This window comes from Saccharospirillum alexandrii, from assembly GCF_043641555.1.
GTDB classification, from domain to species: domain Bacteria; phylum Pseudomonadota; class Gammaproteobacteria; order Pseudomonadales; family Natronospirillaceae; genus Saccharospirillum; species Saccharospirillum alexandrii_A.
Map to the genome: position 1 here is coordinate 685,200 of NZ_JBHZRJ010000003.1, position 21,483 is coordinate 706,682.

At 56.0% G+C, this 21,483-nt stretch carries 18 protein-coding genes; 10 read left to right on the forward strand and 8 right to left on the reverse strand.

The annotated features are described in order from the left end of the window. Position 1: 1 nt before the first annotated feature. The gene (moaE, locus tag ACHUE7_RS13350; protein ID WP_394170409.1) at positions 2-469 is read left to right on the forward strand and encodes a molybdopterin synthase catalytic subunit MoaE; all 468 of its coding nucleotides are present in this window, start codon (positions 2-4) and stop codon (positions 467-469) included. Between the two features lie 8 nt (positions 470-477). Here moaE and ACHUE7_RS13355 read toward each other — a convergent pair whose 3' ends face one another. The 5 genes from ACHUE7_RS13355 to ACHUE7_RS13375 form a co-directional block, all read right to left on the reverse strand. Beyond that, positions 478-1,383 (reverse strand): acyltransferase, encoded by a 906-nt coding sequence (locus tag ACHUE7_RS13355; RefSeq protein WP_394170411.1) that lies wholly within the window; start codon positions 1,381-1,383, stop codon positions 478-480. Positions 1,384-1,463: 80 nt separating this feature from the next. Next, positions 1,464-2,210 (reverse strand): response regulator transcription factor, encoded by a 747-nt coding sequence (locus ACHUE7_RS13360; protein WP_348476070.1) that lies wholly within the window; start codon positions 2,208-2,210, stop codon positions 1,464-1,466. A 10-nt stretch (positions 2,211-2,220) separates the two neighbouring features. Continuing rightward, positions 2,221-3,276: a tetratricopeptide repeat protein gene (locus ACHUE7_RS13365; protein ID WP_394170413.1), complete on the reverse strand. Its 1,056-nt coding sequence runs from the start codon at positions 3,274-3,276 to the stop codon at positions 2,221-2,223. Further along, positions 3,263-3,760, reverse strand: a complete 498-nt coding sequence (locus ACHUE7_RS13370; protein WP_394170414.1) for a hypothetical protein — start codon at positions 3,758-3,760, stop codon at positions 3,263-3,265. The genes ACHUE7_RS13365 and ACHUE7_RS13370 overlap by 14 nt, the downstream gene beginning before the upstream one ends. Then, a complete protein-coding gene (locus ACHUE7_RS13375; RefSeq protein WP_394170415.1) occupies positions 3,757-5,298 on the reverse strand; it encodes an ATP-binding protein in 1,542 nt (513 codons plus the stop codon). Before ACHUE7_RS13375 ends, ACHUE7_RS13370 begins: the two co-directional genes overlap by 4 nt. Before the next feature lie 182 nt (positions 5,299-5,480). Here ACHUE7_RS13375 and ACHUE7_RS13380 point away from each other — a divergent pair, with 182 nt between their 5' ends. Further along, on the forward strand, positions 5,481-6,500 hold the full coding sequence (locus ACHUE7_RS13380) for a hypothetical protein (RefSeq protein WP_394170416.1): 1,020 nt from the start codon (positions 5,481-5,483) through the stop codon (positions 6,498-6,500). A gap of 124 nt (positions 6,501-6,624) precedes the next feature. On the opposite strand, the gene ACHUE7_RS13385 is transcribed toward ACHUE7_RS13380, so the two are convergent. Then, positions 6,625-7,944, reverse strand: a complete 1,320-nt coding sequence (locus ACHUE7_RS13385) for a peptidoglycan-binding protein (protein ID WP_394170417.1) — start codon at positions 7,942-7,944, stop codon at positions 6,625-6,627. Positions 7,945-7,958: 14 nt separating this feature from the next. Beyond that, the gene (locus ACHUE7_RS13390) at positions 7,959-8,792 is read right to left on the reverse strand and encodes a hypothetical protein (RefSeq protein ID WP_394170418.1); all 834 of its coding nucleotides are present in this window, start codon (positions 8,790-8,792) and stop codon (positions 7,959-7,961) included. Positions 8,793-9,232: 440 nt separating this feature from the next. Between ACHUE7_RS13390 and glpK the strand changes: the two genes are divergently transcribed. After that, on the forward strand, positions 9,233-10,717 hold the full coding sequence (gene glpK / locus ACHUE7_RS13395; RefSeq protein ID WP_394170419.1) for a glycerol kinase GlpK: 1,485 nt from the start codon (positions 9,233-9,235) through the stop codon (positions 10,715-10,717). Between the two features lie 14 nt (positions 10,718-10,731). Here glpK and ACHUE7_RS13400 read toward each other — a convergent pair whose 3' ends face one another. Further along, positions 10,732-12,666 carry a sigma-54-dependent Fis family transcriptional regulator gene (locus ACHUE7_RS13400; protein ID WP_394170420.1) on the reverse strand — a complete coding sequence of 645 codons (1,935 nt, stop codon included), beginning with the start codon at positions 12,664-12,666 and terminating at the stop codon, positions 10,732-10,734. Between the two features lie 679 nt (positions 12,667-13,345). On the opposite strand from ACHUE7_RS13400, the gene ACHUE7_RS13405 reads away from it, so the two are divergent. The 7 genes from ACHUE7_RS13405 to ACHUE7_RS13435 all read left to right on the forward strand — a co-directional run bounded on the left by ACHUE7_RS13405 (position 13,346) and on the right by ACHUE7_RS13435 (position 21,469). Next, positions 13,346-14,434 carry an ABC transporter ATP-binding protein gene (locus ACHUE7_RS13405; RefSeq protein ID WP_394170421.1) on the forward strand — a complete coding sequence of 363 codons (1,089 nt, stop codon included), beginning with the start codon at positions 13,346-13,348 and terminating at the stop codon, positions 14,432-14,434. Between the two features lie 2 nt (positions 14,435-14,436). Then, a complete protein-coding gene (locus tag ACHUE7_RS13410) occupies positions 14,437-15,537 on the forward strand; it encodes an ABC transporter ATP-binding protein (protein WP_394170422.1) in 1,101 nt (366 codons plus the stop codon). Next, a complete protein-coding gene (locus ACHUE7_RS13415) occupies positions 15,530-16,420 on the forward strand; it encodes a carbohydrate ABC transporter permease (protein WP_394170423.1) in 891 nt (296 codons plus the stop codon). The genes ACHUE7_RS13410 and ACHUE7_RS13415 overlap by 8 nt, the downstream gene beginning before the upstream one ends. A gap of 94 nt (positions 16,421-16,514) precedes the next feature. Further along, positions 16,515-17,309 (forward strand): carbohydrate ABC transporter permease, encoded by a 795-nt coding sequence (locus ACHUE7_RS13420; protein WP_127555746.1) that lies wholly within the window; start codon positions 16,515-16,517, stop codon positions 17,307-17,309. Between the two features lie 11 nt (positions 17,310-17,320). Next, on the forward strand, positions 17,321-17,593 hold the full coding sequence (locus ACHUE7_RS13425; protein ID WP_127555745.1) for a DUF2160 domain-containing protein: 273 nt from the start codon (positions 17,321-17,323) through the stop codon (positions 17,591-17,593). 77 nt (positions 17,594-17,670) lie between these two features. Then, positions 17,671-19,404, forward strand: a complete 1,734-nt coding sequence (locus ACHUE7_RS13430) for an ABC transporter substrate-binding protein (protein WP_394170424.1) — start codon at positions 17,671-17,673, stop codon at positions 19,402-19,404. Positions 19,405-19,780: 376 nt separating this feature from the next. Next, complete coding sequence (locus ACHUE7_RS13435) at positions 19,781-21,469, forward strand: ABC transporter substrate-binding protein (RefSeq protein ID WP_394170599.1); 1,689 nt, start codon at positions 19,781-19,783, stop codon at positions 21,467-21,469. The last annotated feature ends 14 nt before the right edge of the window (positions 21,470-21,483 follow it).

Sequence of the window (21,483 nt, forward strand, 5' to 3'; positions counted from 1 at the left end):
CATGCGAACAACGGCCATAGACGTACGCGTTGGCTCAGACGATTTTAACGTTCAGGTGGAATACGATGCCCTCTGTTCTCACAATACCGATGACGGCGCTGTGGTGTTCTTTGTCGGCCGGGTGCGAGACCTCAATGAGGGGGAAGCGGTTCACAGCCTGCATCTGGAGCACTACCCGGGCATGACCGAATCGGTACTGCAGCAGCTGGCAGAGCAGGCGGCCGGGCGCTGGCCGCTGAACCGGGTTCGTATCGTGCATCGGGTGGGCAATTTGCACCCGGCTGACCAGATAGTCTTTGTTGGTGTCAGCAGCCCCCACCGGCAGGCAGCATTTGACGGTGCGGCCTTTGTGATGGACGTTCTGAAGACCGAGGCGCCGTTCTGGAAAAAGGAAACCGGACCAGACGGTACTTCGCGCTGGCTCGATGCGCGACAGAGTGACACCACCCTGGCCGAACGCTGGCGTTAACCCACCTGTTAGTTTGGTCGTTGCTCTCTCAGGCAGGCATCCATGAGCCGGTCTTTTCTAACCCAGATGGTCTGTACCCACTCCTGCACTTCCTGGCGAAAGGCATCGTCATTCTGGTAATCGCCCCGGCTGAAGTGATCGGGAATGGCGATTTCTTCAACTCTCATAATCACATGCTTCATGCGCCCGCACAGTAGATCCCAAAACGAGGGGACGCCCTGGGGGTAGACGATGGTGACGTTGGTCAGGGCGCTGAATTTGCTACCCAGCGCCCTGATAGTAAAGGCGATGCCGCCGGCCTTGGGCCTGAGCAAATGCCGGAATGGGGACGCCTGCTGCTCGTGTTTGAGTGGTGAAAAGCGGGTGCCCTCCAGAAAATTCACCACGCTGGTCGGCATTTCGGAAAACTTCTCGCAGGCGCGTTGGGTGGCCAGCAAATCCTGGCCGACTTTCTCCGGGTGTTTCTTCAGGTAGGCTTTGGAGTGACGCTCCATAAAAGGGAAGTCGAGAGCCCACCAGGCTTGGCCAACCACTGGAATTCGGGCCATTTGTTTCTTGATGAAAAACTTCAACAGCGGAATCTTGCGGTGATAGGCCTGGAATAACACAAAAATGTCGGCCCAGGACTGGTGATTGACGGTGAGCAGATACCAGCCTCTGGGGTTGAGCTGGCCCAATCCCTGAATGTCCCAACGGGTTTTCTGCATGCGCCGCATCCACCATAAAATACCACCCATCCACAGAGCGGCGATTTCAGTGATGCAAGGGTTTACCCAGCGTTGCCCGGCCGGAAACTGAAGTAACAAACGCAGCAGAATAAATATATAAAGAAAGACCCCGAGAAACAGGGTATGGCCCAGCAGGGCCAGGGCAGCAACAGCGCCCATCAGGTGTGATGCAATGGCGTGAACCATGGAGCGACTCGGTTGATCGGATGGCCGCTCAGTTTATGAAAATGCCACGGCGCTGACAAATCAGCATCACGGTAGCCGGGTCAGAAAGGGGATTCCACCAGCAGATAACCCTTGCCCCGCACGGTTCGTATTGCGTTCTCCAGCCCGAGCTTCTGACGAATGCCGGATACCAGAATGTCTACCGTGCGTGATACCCCATCGTACTCAATGCCGCGCAGTGCTTTCATGATGTCATCACGGCTGTGAATCACGCCAGGCTGATCATACAGCAGGCACAGCAGGTTGAACTCGGGTTGGGTCAGTTCAACATCCCGGCCCTGGCAGGTGACTTTGAGATTGCGTTTATCGACGTTGAGCCAGTCGAGCACGGTGCCGTCGCTGATGCCCGATGGTGCCTTGATACGGCGGCTGCGACGCAGATGCGCCTTAATTCGCGCCAGCAGAACCCGGGGTTCGACGGGTTTGGTCAGGTAGTCGTCGGCCCCCAGTTCAAGCCCGAGAATTTCGTCCAGAGATTCGCCACGAGCGGTCAGAAACAGTATCGGCCCCTGATAAAAACGCTGGATCTGGCGGCAGACTTCCAGGCCATCCTGCCCCGGTAACATGATGTCCAGAATCACCAGGTCCGGTGCCCAGGCCTGAATACGGTCCGGTGCCTGAAGGCCGTCGGCGACGGTCTGCACCTCGAACCCTTCCCGGGTGAGGTATTGTCGGGTCAGATCGCTCAGGGCGACATCGTCTTCGACCAGAACCAGTCGGCCATAGCTGGCCTGATTCGCCTCGGGTTCGCTGGTCGTTGTTTTGTCACTGGAGTGGGAAAACGTCATGGTCGGGTTCCTATGGGGTCCATCGCAGGCTGATCGATGCAGCATAGCTCAATGGATCGGTCTCAGTCAGGTCGGTAAGATCAACTCGCAGTCGCAGGCGCCAGTCGGGTGCAACCCGCCAGATGATGCGGTTCTCCAGACCAAGCTGGTCGCGGGTCAGCGATTGCACCAGGTTGTATTCCGTCTCCCAGGTGGCAAAGTCGCTACTGACGCCGACCCCCAGATCATGGTCGGTGGTGGTGTTGGCGTCCAGTCGGCGATGTTCGCCTTCCCAGAACAGGCTCGCCCGGCTGCGCGTACCCACCGCCGCCGATAGTACCGCGCGACTGTCGCTTTCGAGGCCCTGATCGTGCCAGAACTGATCGTGAGCGAGGCGTACCCGAAACTCTCCCATGCTTTGTGCAAAGGCGGCCCGGCCGAGCCAGCCGTCCAGGGTGTCGTCGTGTTGCAAACCCAGGGTCAGTTGTACTATGGCGCTGGGGTTGCGCACCGAAAACCCGCCTTCCAGTCGCCCAAGCCAGGGCGAATCGGTTCTGTCCGGGTAATAGCGGGACAAGGCCGTCACCTGAATCAGCGGTCGCACGGTGTAGGATTGCCGGGTGGAATAGAACACGGTTTTAGGCAGCAGTAGCTGGCCCTGGCCTCCGACCTGAGCATAGCCACTATTCGCCTGCTCAGTCTGCCCGGCACTGAGTTCCAGATAACTGCTGAACTGATAGTCGCTTACTGTCTGGGCCTCTTGTGCCTGAATCAGCAGCACCTGGGTATTGATGCGCACCCGCACCGGCAAGTCGGGGTCGGCCAGAACGTCAGCCAGATAGCGTTCGGCGGTGTCTGGCTGGTTCAGTTGCAGGTATAGCACCGCCAGTTCCAGCTTCAGGCGGGCAGCGGTCGGGTTCTGGCTGTGCAGGGCTTCCAGGTCGATGACGGCTTGCACGACGTTGCCGTCGGCCTGCAGTTGTTGAATGGCGGTCAGTTCCTCCGACCAGTCGGTTTCAGCGATAGCAATGGCTGGCAGCGATAACAGCAGCCACAGTGCAGGTCGCAGATGCTTAAACAGTGTCATTGTCATCTTCGTCCTCTTCATCCCTGTCATCGTCTATTTCGCTTTCTTCCATCTCGGTATCATCGTCCAGATCGTCGTCGTCGTCATCATCGTCATCAAGATCGTCGTCGATGCTATTGACCCCGGGGTCTTCACCCAGTGATTCATACCAGGTTTCAAACTGATCATCGGTCCAGTCTTCCGGCAGCGACAGCAGCGTATCGAGCGACAGCGATTCACGTTCACCGGGGGCAAGCTGGCTTAGCCAGCGCTCCAGCAGACGCTCCTGAGTGGACCCTGAAGCGCCTGCCCGGTCGGCAATCAACTGGTCCAGTTGTTGCGACAGATCTTCCAGTGAACGGACATCGTTTTGCGATTCAAGCAGGTTGTCGGGCAGGTCGTCCCATTCTCCCCAGTCGTCTTCGGCCAAAACCGGGCCGAGGCTCAGCAGGAGCATGAACACCAGGGCCTCAAGCAGACGGGTGCACACGTTACAGCCCATCATGATGACACCTCAGCTTGATGCGTCAGAGCAGGGAGTGACACCGTTACCGAGGCACCCCCCAACTCGCTGCGCCCGAGCGTCAGTTCACCCTGATAATGACGTACCAGGGTGGCGACCAGGGTGAGCCCCATGCCATGACCGTTATGGCTCAGGTTGCGCGCCTTGTCGCCACGCACGAAGGGTTGAATAGCGTCTTCGAGGCTCATGCCCCGGAACCCCGGGCCGTTGTCTTCAACGGTGAGCACCAGCTGCGGCGGTTGGGCGCTCAGCGTGACACGCGTCTGTCCCTGACCGTACTGAAGGGCGTTACTGATCAGGTTGCGGCATAGGCGACGCCAGTGGTGGGCAGCGATACTGCCGCGATTGATGGGGTCGAGTACCCGTTCAAGGGTGCCACTGCCCGGTTGCATGCGATCAACCAGGTCGCTCAGTTCATTGCTGACAAAACAATAGGCCGCGTCTGCATCGCTACCGCTGGCTGGTTTTTGCTGGCTCAGTTGATGGTACAGCAACAATTCATCAATCAGTTGATTCAATTCGCGGACGTCGGCTTGCAGTTGCGCCGTCAGAGGGGCATCCGGGTCGAGCATCGCCAGCGCAAACTGCATTCTGGCCAGTGGGGTTTTCAGATCGTGGGAGACCGCCTGGTTCAGTTGCTGACTTTGTTCGGCTAGCTGAATCAGGCGGTCAGCCATCGACTGAATGTGACGCCACATCTCGGTCAGTGCGTCGTTCTGTTTTTCCGGCAGGTCGGGCGACGTCCCCGTTTCGGCGATGGTGTCGATGGCCTGGTTCATGCGAGTCAGGCGATATTGCAGTGGCCTCAGCACTCGCCAGAGCGCGAGGGCCGTAATGCTTAGAAAACCCATCAGCAAGATCAGCGTCATATCGGGCGTTAGCCAGACGAACTCCTGAAATGGCCCCAGCCGGAGCGCTTGCTCGGAACCGGCCGGTACATAGACAAAAAACTGTTTCAGGGTGTTATTCCGGTCGACCACGACCTGTCCGTTGTCCAGATCGCGTTCCAGCACGAACCCCAGGCCTTCATTGCGCCAGCCCAGGCGCTGAATGCCGATGCCCAGGTCGGCGTTCAACTCGGCCAGGCGTTGTTCCCGTTGCGCAGCAGGGACCAGCGACAGCTCGTTGGTCACTAGCAGGCCGAGACCCGTGGCCAGGTGCTCCCAGTCACTGATGGTGACGCTAACGGCTTGCCGGTCATCAAGCGGATGGATGAAGCGGGCCGTTTCGCTGCCCCAGTCAACGTCACTGTACTGGGCTTGCTGCAGCTGATTGTCGGATGCGACCCAGTTGGCACCCGTCAGCGTTGATACCAGGTCCAACCAGGACTGGCGGCGTTCGTCCGTATCCTGGCGCAGGTACCCCTGTTGCACAAACCGGGCGGCAGAACTCAGCAAGGGGTCTGAGAAATGTTTGAAGCGGGCATCGTTGACCAGTGTGACGGCCACAAACAACGCCAGGCCGGCAATCAGTAAGATGCCAACCCAGGTGCTGTAAATTCTGGCGAATATCGAAAACATCAAATGCCCTCAGTGAGACGCCACTATAACGGTCCGGGCGTCGGCTGAGAACGCTTGCCAACAATCCGGGTACAGTATTGAAACATGTCTTACAAAGCTGGGGCGTAGGCTTGGTTGCGAGTCAAATCAGCCCATCGGGCATCACATTGATCGTGAGTGGCAGACAGCAGAAGGTGATAACTATGACTAAACCATCACACTTGAAACAGACACAACACAGCACGCCATCGCATCGCGGTATCTGGTCTTACCGTCCCCGTCCGCTGACGATGGCCGTTATTGCCGGTACAGCTACCTTGCTGGCAGCCTGCAACCCGGGAGGTGACACCAGTTTGGGACGCGCCACTCTGGATATTCAAGCCACGGCACCCAGCTACAGTGCGAACACAGCGCGTTCTCTGACGGTGCGGGATGCGGGCGAACCGGTTGTATTGCCCGTCATCAACCCGGACAGCACTAAAGCGGGGGACCTGACCCTAACCAAAGCCTGGATCGTTGTGCGCTCCATTGAGCTAGAGCAGGACGACGACGATCAGGATGACGATGACGATGACGACAGCGACGACGATGAGATCGAATTTGTCGGACCCTTTGTGGTCAATCTGCTCACCAATGAGGTGACGCCCAACTTGCCAGAGCTGAGTTTGCCCCGGGGCCGATACGACGACATCGAGATCGAGTACGGTCCGTTGCGCAGTAATGATCAGGGTGCAGACGGGCAGCTACTGATGGATCAGTTCGAAGACCTGGGCGCAAATTACAGCCTCTATCTTGAGGGGCAATATACGCCAGTAAACGGGGCAGTGAACGAGTATGACTTTAAACTGACCTACGACGAAGACGACGATTTCGAGTTGTCGGGGCTGGATTCCAGCCTGGGCTTTGACGTTGATGGCTCAGTGGATTTGATCGTCGCGTTCCGCATGGCACGCTGGTTCCGGTTTGATGACGATGACACCAATAGCGATGGCGTTCGTTTTGAAGATGGCATCGCACAGGGAAGCAGTGAGATTTTCCTCGACGATGATGACAGCTCAAATGACGCTGCGAAGGTGTATGACGTTATCGAGGAAAACATCGAGGAGTCGGCCGATTATGGCGAAGACGACGATGACGACGGCGACCTGGATTCAGACGAAGATGACGACGATGATGATGGCGACGACGACTGGGATGACTGGGACGAAGACGACAACAGTTGAACCCGACTTTGTAACCGAACCCGTGTAAGACCCTTGGCCAGACTATTGTCTGGCCTTTTTTTGGGTGGCAGAACCGTCCGCATTCCGGTAGCAGGCAGCAACCGCTTGCTGACCTTACACTGCCTTAGCGATTGGTCAACTTGACCTCAATGCGCCGGTTATTCTGAAACGCCTCTTCGGTAAAAGCCGGGTCTACCGGGTGGTGTTCGCCAAAGCCTGCAGCCGCCATACGGTTCTGGTCGATGCCCTGTTGTGCCAGATAGCGAACAACCGACACCGCCCGGGCTGTGGAAAGCTCCCAGTTGGAGGGGAAACGCTCGGTGTTGATCGGGCGCTGGTCAGTATGGCCGTCGATGCGCAGTATCCAGTTGATGTCGTCGGGTATGTCAGCGGCGATTTCTTCGAAAATATCGGCCAGTTTGTCCAGTTCGCGCTGGCCCGCAACGCCCAGCGTCGCCGACGCCGACTCGAAAAACAGCTCGGAAGGCAGCAGAAAGCGATCGCCCTCGATCCGGATGTTGGGGTTGTTGGCCAACGCCTGACGCAGCCGGCCAAAGAAATCGGACCGGTATTGTTCGAGTTCGTTGACGCGCTGTGCCAGTGCCGAATTTAAACGCTCGCCCAGGTCTGCCAGCAAAATCTCCTGCTCAGCAGTCAATTCCTGTTCCAGTGCCAGAGCGGTGCTGATTTGGTTGAGCTGGGCTTGCAGGGCATCAATTTGCTGACTCAAACGGTCAATCTCAGCCTGGGCCCGGGCCGACAGGCGTTTTTCCTCTTCCAGGGCTTCCTCGCCTTCGCTGGCGATGGCGACCAGATCTTCAATGCGCAGTTCCTGTTCCTCGATCTCACGCTGGGCGAGCAGGGTGCGCTCCTCTTCGGTCGCCAACCTGGCTTCCAGGGCCTGGCTGCGATCGCGCAGGGAACCGACCAGCTCATCCCGGGCGGCCAGTTCGACTTCCAACTGATCGACGGTTTCCTCGCTTTGGTTCAGGCGGGTTACCAGGCCGGCAATTTCCTGTTCCAGTTCGGCCCGCAATTCGCGCAGGGTCACGATATCCTGCTGCAGTGCAGCTTTTTCCCGTAGCTGGACTTCAATGGTTTCCCGGTCGGTCTCAATGGTCTCTTCGAGCGCGGCTACCTGTTCCTCTAACCCGGCCTGGCGTTGCAGGCTCTGGTTATACTGGGCACGCAGTGATACCAGCCGTTCGTTCAGTGCTTCATTGCTTTCTTCCTGAAGGCGCAGGGCATTGCTGATTTCGGCAAGGCGGGCATTGAGCCGGTTCAGCTCGGCATCCCGGTCCGAGACGGTTTCAGCCAGAAATACCTGCGCCAGCGTGAAGATCAACAACATAAAGATGACCAGCAACAGCAGCGCCGACAAGGCGTCTACGTAGCCGGGCCAGACATTGACTGTAGTTTGAGCGCGTCTGCGACTGCCTAACATCAGCGGGGCTCCGTTCAGTCGTCGTCAGAAAAACCCAGCTTTTCTTTCAGCTGGCGATTTTCTTCTTCGAGGATCAGGAGTTCTTCGGCCAGTTCCTCACGGGCTTTCTGGGTCCGTGGCAGGCCGGGTTCGTCGGTCAGGTCGCGCGCGTCAATCAGGTTGGTCAGGCCCGTGAGCCATTCTTCGAGACTGTCGTAAAACCGGTTCTGCGCATGGCCAGCCTGAATATCCAGAAAGCCCAGTACCAGTGACCCCCCCAAACCGAGCAGGGATGAACTGAAAGCAGTACCCATGCCATCGAGTGGTCGTAACAGGCCAGCCTGGAGTTCGCCGAAAACCTGTTCAAAATCCTGATTGCCGATGTCCAGGTTGATGATCACCCGGCCCACCGCTTCAATGGTACCCAGCAGACCCCAGAAGGTACCCAGCAGCCCGAGAAACACCAGCAAGCTGATCATATAGCGGGAAATCTCGCGGGATTCATCGAGCCGAGAGCGAATGCCATCGAGCACGGTGCGCAGCGACATCGCCGACAAGGTAAAGCGGTCGCGCTTGAAATCTTCACCCAACTGGCGCGCCAGCGGCTTCAGCAGTCGCGGCTCCTGCTTGACAGACAAGCCGCTGCGGCCGGTTCGAAACAGGGCAATCCACTGCAATTCGGGGCGCAGAATCAGGACCTGACGGTAGGTCAGGCCAATACCAATCAGCAAGACGGCCAGAATGAGGGCATTAAAGACCCAGTTGGCCATAAAGGCTGATTTGAGAGGTTCATAAATCAGAGCACAGACGGTGGCAACGATCAGCAGGTAGACCGTCATCCAGAAAAGGGTATGTTTGGGGTTGCTCATGAACACTCCTAGATGCGACATCAGACGGACGGAAAGTACCTTAGCACACTGTTCTTAACGTTGTCCTACCGACTTTCTGCCTGTTATTCGGTTTGAGTTTTTGATGGCCTGTTACCACACTGTTCCGGGAATCCGCTTTGATGGGTGACGGGTTCGGCTACCTAATAAGGAGGTTGGTTCTGCTTGGTAGGAATGAGTGCGTGCAGGCCACCGGGTAGGCTTATCCGGGGTCGGCGTGAACCCATCCATGGGGCCTAGACCGCAGCATCCTTGCTGCGGACTTCCCCGGATAAGCCTACCCGGCAGCCTGCACTTGATTTTCGCAACACCTATATCTAGGCAGAAAGCACAGAAAAATACTTTAAAGTTCGTTTATGCGCGGATAAACTTCAATATCGAACAAAAAAGAAAATAACGGCGTTACAGAATCCGGGGTTCCTATGACAGATTTACTGCTAGCCATTGATCAGGGCACGACCAGTACCCGCACCATTCTCTTCAGTCGGCAGGGCGACAGCCTGGCCAGTGCGCAACAGGAATTTGAACAGCACTTTCCAGATGATGGCTGGGTTGAGCACAATCCGGAAGACATCTGGCAGTCGACGCTCGATACCTTGAAAGAGGTCATTGCCAGGGCTGGGGAGCACGATGGCACGATTCGGGCGCTGGGCATTACCAATCAGCGGGAAACCACCCTGGTGTGGAATCGCAAGACGGGTGAGCCGCTGTATAACGCCATCGTCTGGCAGGACCGGCGCACAGCCCGGTACTGTGAGGAGCTTCAGGACCGGAAGACAGAAGGCTGGGTGCATGAAAAAACCGGGTTGCTGCTGGATCCGTATTTCTCCGCTTCGAAAGTCGCCTGGATTCTCGACAACGTCAAAGGAGCCCGGGCCCAGGCAGAGGCCGGTGACCTGTTGTTCGGCACTGTTGATACCTACCTGATCTGGAAAATGACCGGAGGCAAACGCCACGTCACCGATGCGACCAATGCTTCGCGGACGCTGCTGTTCAACATTCATACCCAGCAATGGGATTCTGCGCTGCTGGACCTGTTTCGTGTGCCCCGGTTAATGATGCCGACGGTGCTGGACTCAGCTGCCGATTTTGGCACTACCGATCCGGAAGTCGTGGGTATTGAACTGCCCATTGCCGGGGTGGCCGGCGACCAGCAAGCCGCGCTGTTCGGTCAATGCTGCTTCGACAAGGGCATGACCAAGAGCACCTACGGTACCGGCTGTTTTATGGTGATGAACACGGGTTCGCAACCGGTTAATTCAAAGCACCGCCTGCTGACCACCGTTGGCTACCGGATCGATGGCCGGGTGACCTACGCACTGGAAGGCTCGATCTTCATGGCCGGGGCCACCATGCAGTGGCTGCGGGACAAGATGGGGTTCATCAAACACGCCGCCGACAGTGAAGCCATGGCCAAGAAAGTAGGGCCGGATCAGCATGTGTATCTGGTCCCGGCGTTTACCGGACTGGGCGCCCCGCACTGGGATCCGGATGCACGCGCCGCCCTGGTCGGGATGACGCGGGATACGGGCATTGAGCACATCGTGACGGCGGGTTTACAGTCGGTCGGGTATCAGACCGCCGATCTGCTGGGTGCCATGCTCGACGATGGCGCCATAGATGAAGTTGAACTGCGCATCGACGGCGGTATGGCTGCGAATAACTGGGCGATGCAGTTTCTGTCCAATGTGACGGATTCCAAAGTGACCCGTCCGGTTATTACAGAAACCACTGCCCTCGGTGCAGCGATGTTGGCCGGTTTGCAAACCGGGGTCTACAAATCGACCCGGGAATTGTCTGAACTGTGGCAGGCAGACCGCACCTTTGATACCGACATGAAGTCGGATCAGCGCAAGCGGCTGGTGTCTGGATGGCAGCGCGCGGTTCGATCAGCGTTGATGGATTGATCGGGGCATTGAGTTCATGCCCGGTATTTGTAAACGGTATTGCGGCTGACCCCGGCCGCTTTTGCGGTTTTGGATACATTGCCGTGGTGCTCTTTCAGCAACCGGGGTATTAGCCGTTCCAGAGGTTCTACCTCTGGCGTGTTCCCCGGCTGGTGCGGGCTGTCGAGCTCATCGAAAAAGTCATCGGGCAGGTGCCAGTCTTCCAGTTCATCCCCGTCGGCCATGGCCATGCCCACTTTCAAAACATGAACCAGCTGGCGCATGTTGCCGGGCCAGGGGTGTTTGACCAGCATCTTAAGCAAGTGCTCACTCAGCGGCTGGGCGGGTTCTTCAAGGCGCAAACGCTCGAAAACGTAGCGGATCAGTTCGGCCTTGTCGGCCCGGTCGCGCAGTGAGGGCAGTTCGATGTTGAGTCCGGAAATGCGGTAATACAGGTCTTCCCTGAACCGGCCTTCGGCGACTTCGTCTTTCAGAATCCGGTTGGTGGCTGAAATCAGCTTGATGTCGACTGGAAACACCTCGGTTGAGCCCAGCGGGGTAACCATGCGTTCCTGCAATACACGCAGCAGTCGCGACTGAACCGTCAGTGGCATTTCCCCAATTTCATCGAGAAAGAGGGTGCCCCGATGGGCGCGACGAATGAGGCCAATAGAGCCCTTGTTCTGAGCGCCTGTGAAGGCGCCGCGCTCGTAGCCAAAGAGTTCAGACTCGACCAGCTCTGACGGGATGGCGGCGCAGTTAACCGCCACCAGCATTTCACTGGCCCGGCTGCTGTGATAATGCAGGCTACGCACCAGAATTTCCTTGCCAGCGCCGGTTTCACCGTGAATCAGTATCGGAATGTCCTTTTCCATGATCTTGTGCGCTTGGCGCACCGTCCGCCTTACCCGCACGTCCCCATGTTCCAGTTGCTCCAGTGGAATGACATTCGGCGGCAGCGGGTATTGCGGCTGGGCGGCCGTTATTTCCCGGGCTGACGATTGTTCTTCATGGGTCTCCGTCGCCTCTGGCCCGGTGTCTGATTCGGTGTAGGCCGTCAAATCGAAAGGGGCGGTCTGTGCCTCAGCATCAAGTGGGGTCACTGGTGGTATATAGTCGGCCCGGTTGCGGAAATCGGGCACCCGCATGACCGGTGCCAGGGGTGGAATGACTTTTACATAGATCTGAAACCGGCCCATGGCACGCAGTTTCATCGGCGCGTTGGGCGGGTGGTGCTTGATTTCCCGCATGGAGCAGTCAAAAACCTGGTTGATGTTCAACAAGGCGAGATCCTGCGCCAGGACGACCTCGGCCCGGCGGTTGGCCGAGACGATGATGCCATTCTCATCGAGCACCAGAATGCCGGACCAGTGGCTGTCGAGACTGACGACATTGGTATTGAAGGTGAGGATAAAGTGGTCTTTCTGAAACGCAGAATAAATCAGCCGGTTTTCTACACTCAGCGACATCAATTTAACCATGCCCAGGGTGTGGTCCTGCGGCAGGTAAGCATCGGATGAGATGTCCAGAACCCCCACCAGGTCATTCTTGGTGTCGTAAATGGGGGAGGCCGAGCCCACCATGAAGCGGTTGGCACGCAGGAAATGCTCGTCCCGGCCTACCTGAATGGCGTGGCCGGTGATCAGGGCGGTACCGATAGCGTTGGTGCCAACCCCCACCTCTGTCCATTGATTGCCACCCACCAGCCCGTGTTCGGAAGCGGGTCCGAAACGCGATTGCCCCCAGGTATTGAGGACATGCCCTTGCCGGTCGGCCAGAACAATCATGCAAGATGAGTTGCTCAGGATGTTTTCGTAGTACGGAAGGACTTCTTTTTCCGTTGTCTCCAGCAGACTGTGATGCTGTTCGACCCGGTCCTTGAGCTCCCCTTTCGGTAAGGTGGCAAAGTTGGGCTGGCTACCATGCTCCAGACCATACTGCTCACACCGGAACCACGATTCCTGAATCACATCTTTGTGATCTTTAGTGTTCGTATCGAGACTCTCATGTCCTGTGAAATCAGGACTTGGCTGTGCGTTTTGTTGTTGTTTAGACAGACTTGAATGTTCGTTTTTGTCCATTTCCGGCTCCGGTACCACTGATTACCAGGGTGGAGCGACAAGCCATGCGCAACATTCTGCATTGGTTTGCGGGCAAGTCAACTGTGAAGCAGTGTTCACAGGTGGCGGCGAGGCGGATTCAAGCAGGAATCCCCCCGCCTTGTGGGCCCGGTTCGATCGTTCTCTTTCTGCCAGGGTGACGTTGATGTCAGGCCAGTTGTTCACGAAAGTGTTCATTCTTGCGGTCAGGCTGAACACTTTGAACAGTTTTGAACACTCATGACGCGCGGATTATTTACTCGAACTCCAACGTCTCTTCAGGGAGAAATGGCGCGAAGCCCCACAGGTTAAGGGTGTTGGAAAATATTCGATAATTTTCGTTTCTATTGGCACGAGTCTTGTAATACTCATGTCACGGAACGCCAGAACCCGATCTGTCCGCGGCAAGCCAATAACGCAGTGACCGGGTTCCGGCAGGTAATCGCAGTTACAGATTGATATAAAAATAAAAGGCCGATCAGGCTATCCACCCCGCTCAACCTTTGAGTGGGGTTGCAAGACCAAACAATAACGACAAAGGGTAAGTAGCATGTCATTGACGCTGCAAAACGTGTCACGGGTCGTCGATGGAGAGACCTGGATTTCGGATGTCGATCTGACGCTGGAGCCGGGTTCCTTCAACGTATTGCTGGGGCGAACGCTCTCCGGCAAAACCACTCTGATGCGTCTGATGGCCGGACTTGACCGGCCAACCAAGGGCAAGGTTCTGATGAATGGCGTGGATGTCACCGGCGTGTCGGTGCGCGAGCGGAACATCTCCATGGTGTATCAACAGTTTATCAATTACCCGAACCTCACCGTTTACGAAAACATCGCTTCGCCACTGCGCCTGGCCAAACTGGACAAAGGCACGCTCGATCGGCGGGTGCGTGAAACCGCTGAAATGCTGGGCATCGAATCCATGCTCGATCGACTGCCACTGGAACTCTCCGGGGGGCAACAGCAGAGAACGGCGATGGCCCGTGCTCTGGTGAAGGACGCCCAGGTGGTCCTGTTCGATGAACCCCTGGTCAACCTCGACTACAAATTGCGCGAAGGGTTGCGCGATGAGTTGCGCAATCTGTTCAAAGCGCGCAATTGCATTGCCGTTTACGCTACCACCGAACCCAATGAAGCGCTGGCACTGGGCGGTAATACGGCGGTATTGCATGAGGGGCGCTTGCTGCAAATGGGCCCGACGGCACAGGTGTACCACAAGCCGCGCGACATCATCACGGCAGAAATGTTCTCGGAACCGCCCATTAATGTGGTGCCGGGGGAGGTGACAGAAAATGAAGTTACCTTTGATCAGGACGTGCACTTTCAACTGAACAATGATCTGAAAATGCTGCAGCCGGGGCATTACCAGTTCGGGGTCCGGGCCTCGCACATCGGCCTGGTGCCTCATTCCGACGACGACCTTGAACTGCCGGTAAAAGTGGATCTGGCTGAGCTGTCCGGTTCGGAGACCTTCCTGCACGTGCGCAACCCTCACTTCGAGCTGGTGCTGCATTTGTCCGGAGTCCACGAATACGAGGTTGATCAGGAGATCAAAATCTATTTTCCGACCCACAAGTTGTATGCCTTCGATACCCAGGGCTCGCTTGTTCACTCGCCCGCCCGACTTGTGGAGGCCTGATCATGGCGCAAATTACCTTGAAGTCACTGGCACATACTTACAGTGCCAACCCCAAAGGTCCGGAAGACTATGCCATTCGTGAAATGCAGCATGTCTGGGAGCAAGGTGGAGCTTATGCCTTGCTGGGCCCATCCGGGTGCGGCAAGTCGACGTTGCTGAACATCATTTCCGGCCTGCTGGAACCATCTGATGGCGACATTCTGTTCGACGATATCCGGGTTAATAAACTGAAACCCGAGCAGCGCAACATTGCTCAGGTGTTTCAGTTCCCGGTGGTGTACGACACCATGACGGTGTTCGAGAACCTCGCCTTTCCACTGCGGAACATCGGTGTGCCTGAGCACAAGGTCAAGTCCAAGGTGTATGAAGTGGCGGAAGTGCTGGAGCTGACTGAACAGCTGAATCGCAAAGCCAAAGGGCTAAGTGCCGATCAGAAGCAAAAAGTATCGATGGGCCGTGGCCTGGTACGGGACGATGTATCCGCCATTTTGTTCGACGAACCGCTGACGGTCATTGACCCGCAACTGAAATGGAAGCTGCGGCGCAAGCTCAAACAGATCCACAAGCAGTTCAACACCACCATGGTGTATGTAACACACGATCAGTTGGAGGCATCGACCTTCGCCGACAAGATCGCGCTGATGTTCGAAGGTCAGATTGTTCAGTTTGGTACACCCCGGGAATTGTTTGAAAGCCCGAAGCATACCTTTGTCGGTTATTTCATTGGCAGCCCGGGCATGAATTTCATCACGCCGGAGCTGACTGATCGCGGCCTTGAATTTGAAGGCCAGCTGATGCCGGTAGCGGATGAGATGGTCGCGCATTTGCGCCAGTCCGGTATTACCAACATCAAACTGGGCATTCGTCCCGAGTTTGTCCATGTCTGGACAGAAGCCAATGACGATGCTTTTGAGGTCACCATTCAGGATATCGAAGATCTGGGTACCTACCGGATCATGTCGTTCCGCTTCGGCTCGATTCCGATGAAGGCACGTTTGCACGAAGATCAGAAAGTGCCGGATAAGAAAGCACGCGTCAGCTTTCCCGAGCAATGGCTCAAAGTCTATGCCGACGAATATTTGCTGGAGCTTCCCCATGAATAAGATTGAAAGCAACAAGGGGTGGTTGTTTGTTCTGCCCGTCTTTATTGTCGTTGCGTTTTCAGCGGTTATCCCGCTGATGACGGTGGTGAACTATTCGGTTCAGGATGTGTTCGACGCTAATACCCGTTTTTTCACCGGTACAGAATGGTACCGGACGATGTTGAACGATCCGCAATTGCAGGGTGCGCTTGTCCGGCAATTCATTTTCTCCTTTACCATTCTGGCCATTGAAGTGCCACTGGGCATTCTGGTGGCGCTGATGATGCCCAAGAAGGGTTGGCAGGCATCGCTGTCGCTGGTGCTGGTGTCGTTGCCACTGCTGATTCCGCTGAACGTGGTGGGCACTATCTGGCAAATATTTACCCGCACAGACATTGGCCTGATGGGCTGGGGGGTGCGTGAACTGGGTTATGCCTACAACATTTCACGAAATTCAGGCGATGCCTGGGCGACCATTATTCTGATGGATGTCTGGCACTGGACACCGCTGATTGCCTTGTTGTGCTACAGCGGCCTGCGCGCCATCCCTGAGGCTTACTATCAGGCTGCCCGTATTGATCGTGCCTCACGCTGGGCCGTGTTCCGTTACATCCAACTGCCCAAGTTGACCAATGTGCTGGTTATTGGCGTGCTGATTCGCTTTATGGACTCGTTCATGATCTATGCCGAGCCTTTTGTGTTGACGGGGGGCGGCCCTGGCAGTTCAACCACCTTTCTCAGCCAGGCATTGACGGCGATGGCCATCGGGCAGTTTGATCTGGGTCCTGCGGCCGCTTTCTCGATCATTTATTTTCTGATCATTCTAGCCGTGAGCTTTGTGTTCTACACCACCATCATGCACATGCAAAAAGACAAGACGACGCAAAAGACCGGGGATAACTGACATGACGATGACCACGACAAACGGCGCTTCGATGCCAAAGTCGAAATCTGCCCCCTCATTCGATGTTCGTGCCCGGTACAAAGGAGACTCTGCCATGAAGTCACGCATTGGTCTGACTATCTATTTGGTACTGCTGATCCTGCCGATCTACTGGCTGGTCAACATGTCGTTTAAAACCAACCAGGAAATACTGGGTGCGCTGTCATTCTTTCCCAATAATTTCACGCTGGATAACTACCAGCGCATTCTGACCGACCCCAGCTGGTACAGCGGCTACATCAACTCCATGACCTACGTGGCCATGAACATGACCATCAGTTTGTTGGTAGCACTGCCGGCGGCCTATGCGTTCAGTCGCTATAAGTTTGTCGGTGACAAACATCTGTTTTTCTGGCTGCTGACCAACAAGATGGCGCCACCGGCGGTGTTCGCTTTGCCGTTCTTCCAGCTGTATTCCTCGATCGGCTTGTTCGATACGCACATCGCCGTAGCACTGGCTCACTGTCTGTTTAACGTGGCTTTGGCTGTCTGGATTCTGGAAGGGTTTATGTCGGGCGTACCCATCGAAATTGATGAGACGGCTTACATCGACGGCTACAAGTTCTGGAACTTTTTCCTGAAGATCTACATTCCACTGATTCGCTCGGGCATTGGGGTTACCGCCTTCTTTCTGTTCATGTTCTCCTGGATAGAACTGTTGCTCGCACGCACCTTAACGGCAACGGAGTCACAGCCCATTCAGGCGATCATGACACGTACAGCCGGGGCGTCTGGCATTGACTGGGGTCTGTTGTCGGCTGCCGGCGTTCTGACCATCTTGCCTGGCATTTTTGTTATCTACTTTGTTCGTAACCACGTCGCCAAGGGCTTCGCTCTTGGCCGTACCTGAGGAGACTTCCAATGAACTGGATGGTCTGGACTTTACCTACAGCTGGCTTTTTTTCTGCAATAGCAGTGATTCTGGCGGGTATGACGGTGTGGCAGTATTTTTCGCCGTCGATCGAACGCAAAGGCTTTTTGCCCATCAGTACCACCCGGGGTGATCGATTGTTTATTGGTCTGCTGACCAGCGCTTTCTTTCATCTGGGGATGATTGGGTTTACGGAATTTCACGTGTTGGTAGCAACCGCTCTGTCAGTCGTCTGGGTAGTCGTACTGATGCGCTGGGGTTGACCCGAAGCAATGTGAAACAAAAGGAAAGGACGATGTTAGTAAAGGGATGTAATTCGAGAACCAAGAATGAGGTCATCATGAACAATAAAAAAATGAAGTACCTATCGCTAGTTATGTCAGGTTCTTTCCTGATCGCTGCCCACACTCAGGCCGAAGACCAGTATCGTCAGGCGGCCGAGCGTTGGGTTGATAACAACTTTCAGCGCTCTACGCTCAGCCGTGAAGAGCAGATTGCTGAACTTGAGTGGTTTATTCAGGCCGCCGAACCGTTCCGGGGCATGGAAATCAGTACCGTTGCAGAAGGGCTGACAACGCACGAATATGAATCGAGCGTGTTGGCTGAAGCCTTTACAGAAATTACCGGTATTGAAGTCACGCACAACATCATCGGCGAAGGTGACGTTGTCAACACCATGCAAACGCAGATGCAGTCCAACCGAAGCATTTACGATGGCTTCGTCAACGACTCGGATGCAATCGGTACGCACCTGCGCTACGGCAAGACCATCGCTATTTCAGATGCGATCGAGAATGAATGGAGCGATTTTACCAACCCTGGTCTGGACCTGGATGACTTTATCGGCATTCAGTATACAACTGGCCCGGACGGTAAAATTTACCAGTTGCCAACCCAGCAGTTTGCCAACCTCTACTGGTTCCGTGCCGACTGGTTCGAGCGCGACGATCTGAAGGCGGCATTCCGCGATGAATACGGTTACGACCTGGGAGTCCCCTTGAACTGGTCGGCCTATGAAGACATTGCAGAGTTCTTCACCGGTCGGGAAATCGACGGTCAAACTGTCTATGGTCACATGGATTATGGTCGTCGTGACCCGTCATTGGGCTGGCGCTTCCACGATTCCTGGTTCTCCATGGCCGGCATGGGCGACCCGGGTCTGCCGTTCGGTAACCCCGTCGATGACTGGGGCATTCGTGTGAATGCAGAAGGCAACCCGGTTGGTGCCAGTGTTACCCGCGGTGGTGCGACCAACTCGCCCGCGTCTGAATACGCGCTGCGTAAAATGGTTGACTGGTTGCGTGACTATGCGCCGCCAGAAGCACAAGGCATGACCTTTGGTGAAGCAGGGCCGGTACCGGCGCAGGGCAATATCGCCCAGCAAGCTTTTTGGTACACTGCCTTTACGGCAGACATGACGGATCCGTCTTTGCCGGTAACGGAAGACGACGGCACGCCGAAGTGGCGCATGGCTCCATCGCCAGTCGGTCCGTACTGGGAAGAAGGCATGAAAGTCGGCTATCAGGACGTAGGTGCCTGGACCTTCTTTGATTCCACGCCGGAAGACCGTCGCACCGCTGCCTGGTTGTTTGCCCAGTTCACCGTGTCCAAAACGGTGTCACTGGAAAAAACCATCCGCGGCCTGACACCCATTCGTCGCTCTGATATTAATTCCGATGAAATGACCGAGCTGGCTCCCAAGCTGGGCGGTCTGGTTGAATTCTATCGCAGCCCGAATGAGAGCATGTGGACACCGTCTGGTACCAACGTACCTGACTATCCGCGGCTTGCTCCGCTGTGGTGGCAGAACCTGGCACCGGCCGTTAGTGGTGAAATTTCTGCTCAGGAAGCACTGGATAACCTGGCCGGTGCAATCGATAACACCATGAGTCGTCTGGCCCGTGCCAATGTGTTTGAGCAGTATGCTCCAATCCTCAATGAAGAGCGTGATGCCCAGTACTGGCTCGATCAGCCGGGTGCACCCAAGCCCCGCCTGGACAACGAAAAGCCGCAAGGCCGTACCCAGCCATATGATGAAATGATGGCTGAGTGGATGGCTGCCGGTACGATGTAATGGCTCGGGGTTTGCTCGCTGTATGAGCAAACCCTTATTTTAACATTGTCAGACAGATCAACTAGACACGAGAGTTAATGCAAATGAGGCGGCCGGACTATTCACCCGGCCTGGGGTTTCTGCCTGAAACCCCGCCTCGTTTGTACCCACGAGTGCTGAGTCCTTGGGCTGGTTTCCAGCCCCTTTTTCGATAACACCAGAAGCCCGGTGTCGGTCGAAGGTACGATGGAAGCGCAAGTCTCAGGGAGCCTTAACCTAAGCACATACCGAACAATAAAAAACTGCATCGCCGTGCCAGCAATACAAGGCCGGCGGGTACACAGTGAAGGTTATTCCCATGTTCAATTCCCATTCCTTTTTTCGGGCGGCCGTCCTGATGACGTGCTGTGCCTGCCAGATAACCCTGGCCGATGTTCTGGATAACTGGATAGACCAGGAATTCACCCCCTCCACCCTGACCCGGGAGCAGCAGAGAACCGAACTTGACTGGTTCAGATCTGCAGCCGAACCACTGCAGGGCATGACCATCAACGTATTGAGTGAAGGCATTGCGATGCATGAGTATGAATCGGAGGTTTTGGCCCGCGCGTTTTCAGAGATCACCGGTATAACGGTTAATCATGTCATCGCCCGTGAAGATCAGGTTATACACCAGCTTTGGTTGCAAATGTTATCCGGTACCAATGAGTTTGATTTGTTCGCCAACGATTCCGATTCGATTGGCACGCATTTCAGATCCGGAAAAATTCTGTCACTCAGTGATTTTATGGCCAATGAAGGGGAGGCAGTGACCCTGCCGACACTGGATATCGAAGACTTTATTGGCCTCGATTTCGTGCGCGGCGCCGATGGGGAAATCTATCAGTTGCCGACCCAGCAATTCGCCAACCTTTACTGGTTCCGCTATGACTGGTTCGAACGCCCCGACTTGCAAGCCCGATTCGCCGAGCGGTATGGCTATGACCTTGGTGTGCCCGTTAACTGGTCGGCCTATGAAGACATAGCCGAGTTTTTCACCGACGACGTCGGACAACTCGACGGGCATCGTGTGTATGGCCATTCAGACTACGGAAAACGGGATCCCTCGCTTGGTTGGCGTTTTACCGATGCCTGGTTTTCCATGGCGGGTGCCGGCGACCCGGGTCTGCCTAATGGATTGCCGGTCGATGAGTGGGGCATACGGGTGGAGGATTGCCGTCCGGTAGGCTCACACGTAGCGCGCGGCGGTGCCACCAATGCCCCGGCCTCGGTCTACGCGCTGACTACTTACGTTGACTGGCTAAAGCGATTCGCACCTCCGGAAGCACAGAACCTGACCTTTGAACAGGCCGGTTCATTGCCAGCCAATGGCAACATTGCCCAGCAGATATTCTGGTACACCACCTTTACCCACGATTTGATGCAGCCCGGTCTGCCGGTTACTCACGCCGACGGTACGCCCAAGTGGCGCATGGCCCCGTCGCCCCATGGCGCCTATTGGGAAGAGGGGATGAAGCTGGGTTATCAGGATGTGGGTGCCTGGACGATTCCTCGCTTCATGAGCCTTGAACGGCAGCAAGCGGCCTGGCTGTACGCTCAGTTTACTGTCTCGAAAACCGTCTCCCTGAAAAAGACCCTGACCGGATTGACCCCGATTCGTGATTCAGACCTGGCTTCCGGGGCGATGACTGAAATGGCCCCCAGGCTTGGTGGTCTGGTGGAATTTTATCGCAGCCCGGCCCGGGCGTTCTGGACTCCGACCGGCAACAACGTCCCGGATTATCCAAGGTTATCCGAGCGCTGGTGGCCCAACATTGCTGACGCCGTATCTGGCATCAAAACCCCACAAGAAGCACTGGATCAGCTAGCCACCGAGCAAGACCGGGTGATGTCGACGATGCAGCGCACGGTGCAGACCGATGTTTGTCGACCGCACATAGAGCGACTTGCCGATGCGGAAGGCGCTGACTACTGGCTATCTCAACCGGGTGCACCGAAGGCGGTACTGGCCAACGAAAAACCCCCAGGGCAGACGATCCGATACGACGATTTACTGGAAGCCTGGAATGCCGGGCGCGCTCGTTGAGCGTGGGGAGGTAG

Coding starts and splice junctions, on each gene's coding strand:
- moaE (WP_394170409.1), top strand. CDS start 2: ATGCGAACAACGGCCATAGACGTACGCGTTGGCTCAGACGATTTTAAC.
- ACHUE7_RS13355 (WP_394170411.1), bottom strand. CDS start 1,383: ATGGTTCACGCCATTGCATCACACCTGATGGGCGCTGTTGCTGCCCTG.
- ACHUE7_RS13360 (WP_348476070.1), bottom strand. CDS start 2,210: ATGACGTTTTCCCACTCCAGTGACAAAACAACGACCAGCGAACCCGAG.
- ACHUE7_RS13365 (WP_394170413.1), bottom strand. CDS start 3,276: ATGACACTGTTTAAGCATCTGCGACCTGCACTGTGGCTGCTGTTATCG.
- ACHUE7_RS13370 (WP_394170414.1), bottom strand. CDS start 3,760: ATGATGGGCTGTAACGTGTGCACCCGTCTGCTTGAGGCCCTGGTGTTC.
- ACHUE7_RS13375 (WP_394170415.1), bottom strand. CDS start 5,298: ATGTTTTCGATATTCGCCAGAATTTACAGCACCTGGGTTGGCATCTTA.
- ACHUE7_RS13380 (WP_394170416.1), top strand. CDS start 5,481: ATGACTAAACCATCACACTTGAAACAGACACAACACAGCACGCCATCG.
- ACHUE7_RS13385 (WP_394170417.1), bottom strand. CDS start 7,944: ATGTTAGGCAGTCGCAGACGCGCTCAAACTACAGTCAATGTCTGGCCC.
- ACHUE7_RS13390 (WP_394170418.1), bottom strand. CDS start 8,792: ATGAGCAACCCCAAACATACCCTTTTCTGGATGACGGTCTACCTGCTG.
- glpK (WP_394170419.1), top strand. CDS start 9,233: ATGACAGATTTACTGCTAGCCATTGATCAGGGCACGACCAGTACCCGC.
- ACHUE7_RS13405 (WP_394170421.1), top strand. CDS start 13,346: ATGTCATTGACGCTGCAAAACGTGTCACGGGTCGTCGATGGAGAGACC.
- ACHUE7_RS13410 (WP_394170422.1), top strand. CDS start 14,437: ATGGCGCAAATTACCTTGAAGTCACTGGCACATACTTACAGTGCCAAC.
- ACHUE7_RS13415 (WP_394170423.1), top strand. CDS start 15,530: ATGAATAAGATTGAAAGCAACAAGGGGTGGTTGTTTGTTCTGCCCGTC.
- ACHUE7_RS13420 (WP_127555746.1), top strand. CDS start 16,515: ATGAAGTCACGCATTGGTCTGACTATCTATTTGGTACTGCTGATCCTG.
- ACHUE7_RS13425 (WP_127555745.1), top strand. CDS start 17,321: ATGAACTGGATGGTCTGGACTTTACCTACAGCTGGCTTTTTTTCTGCA.
- ACHUE7_RS13430 (WP_394170424.1), top strand. CDS start 17,671: ATGAACAATAAAAAAATGAAGTACCTATCGCTAGTTATGTCAGGTTCT.
- ACHUE7_RS13435 (WP_394170599.1), top strand. CDS start 19,781: ATGACGTGCTGTGCCTGCCAGATAACCCTGGCCGATGTTCTGGATAAC.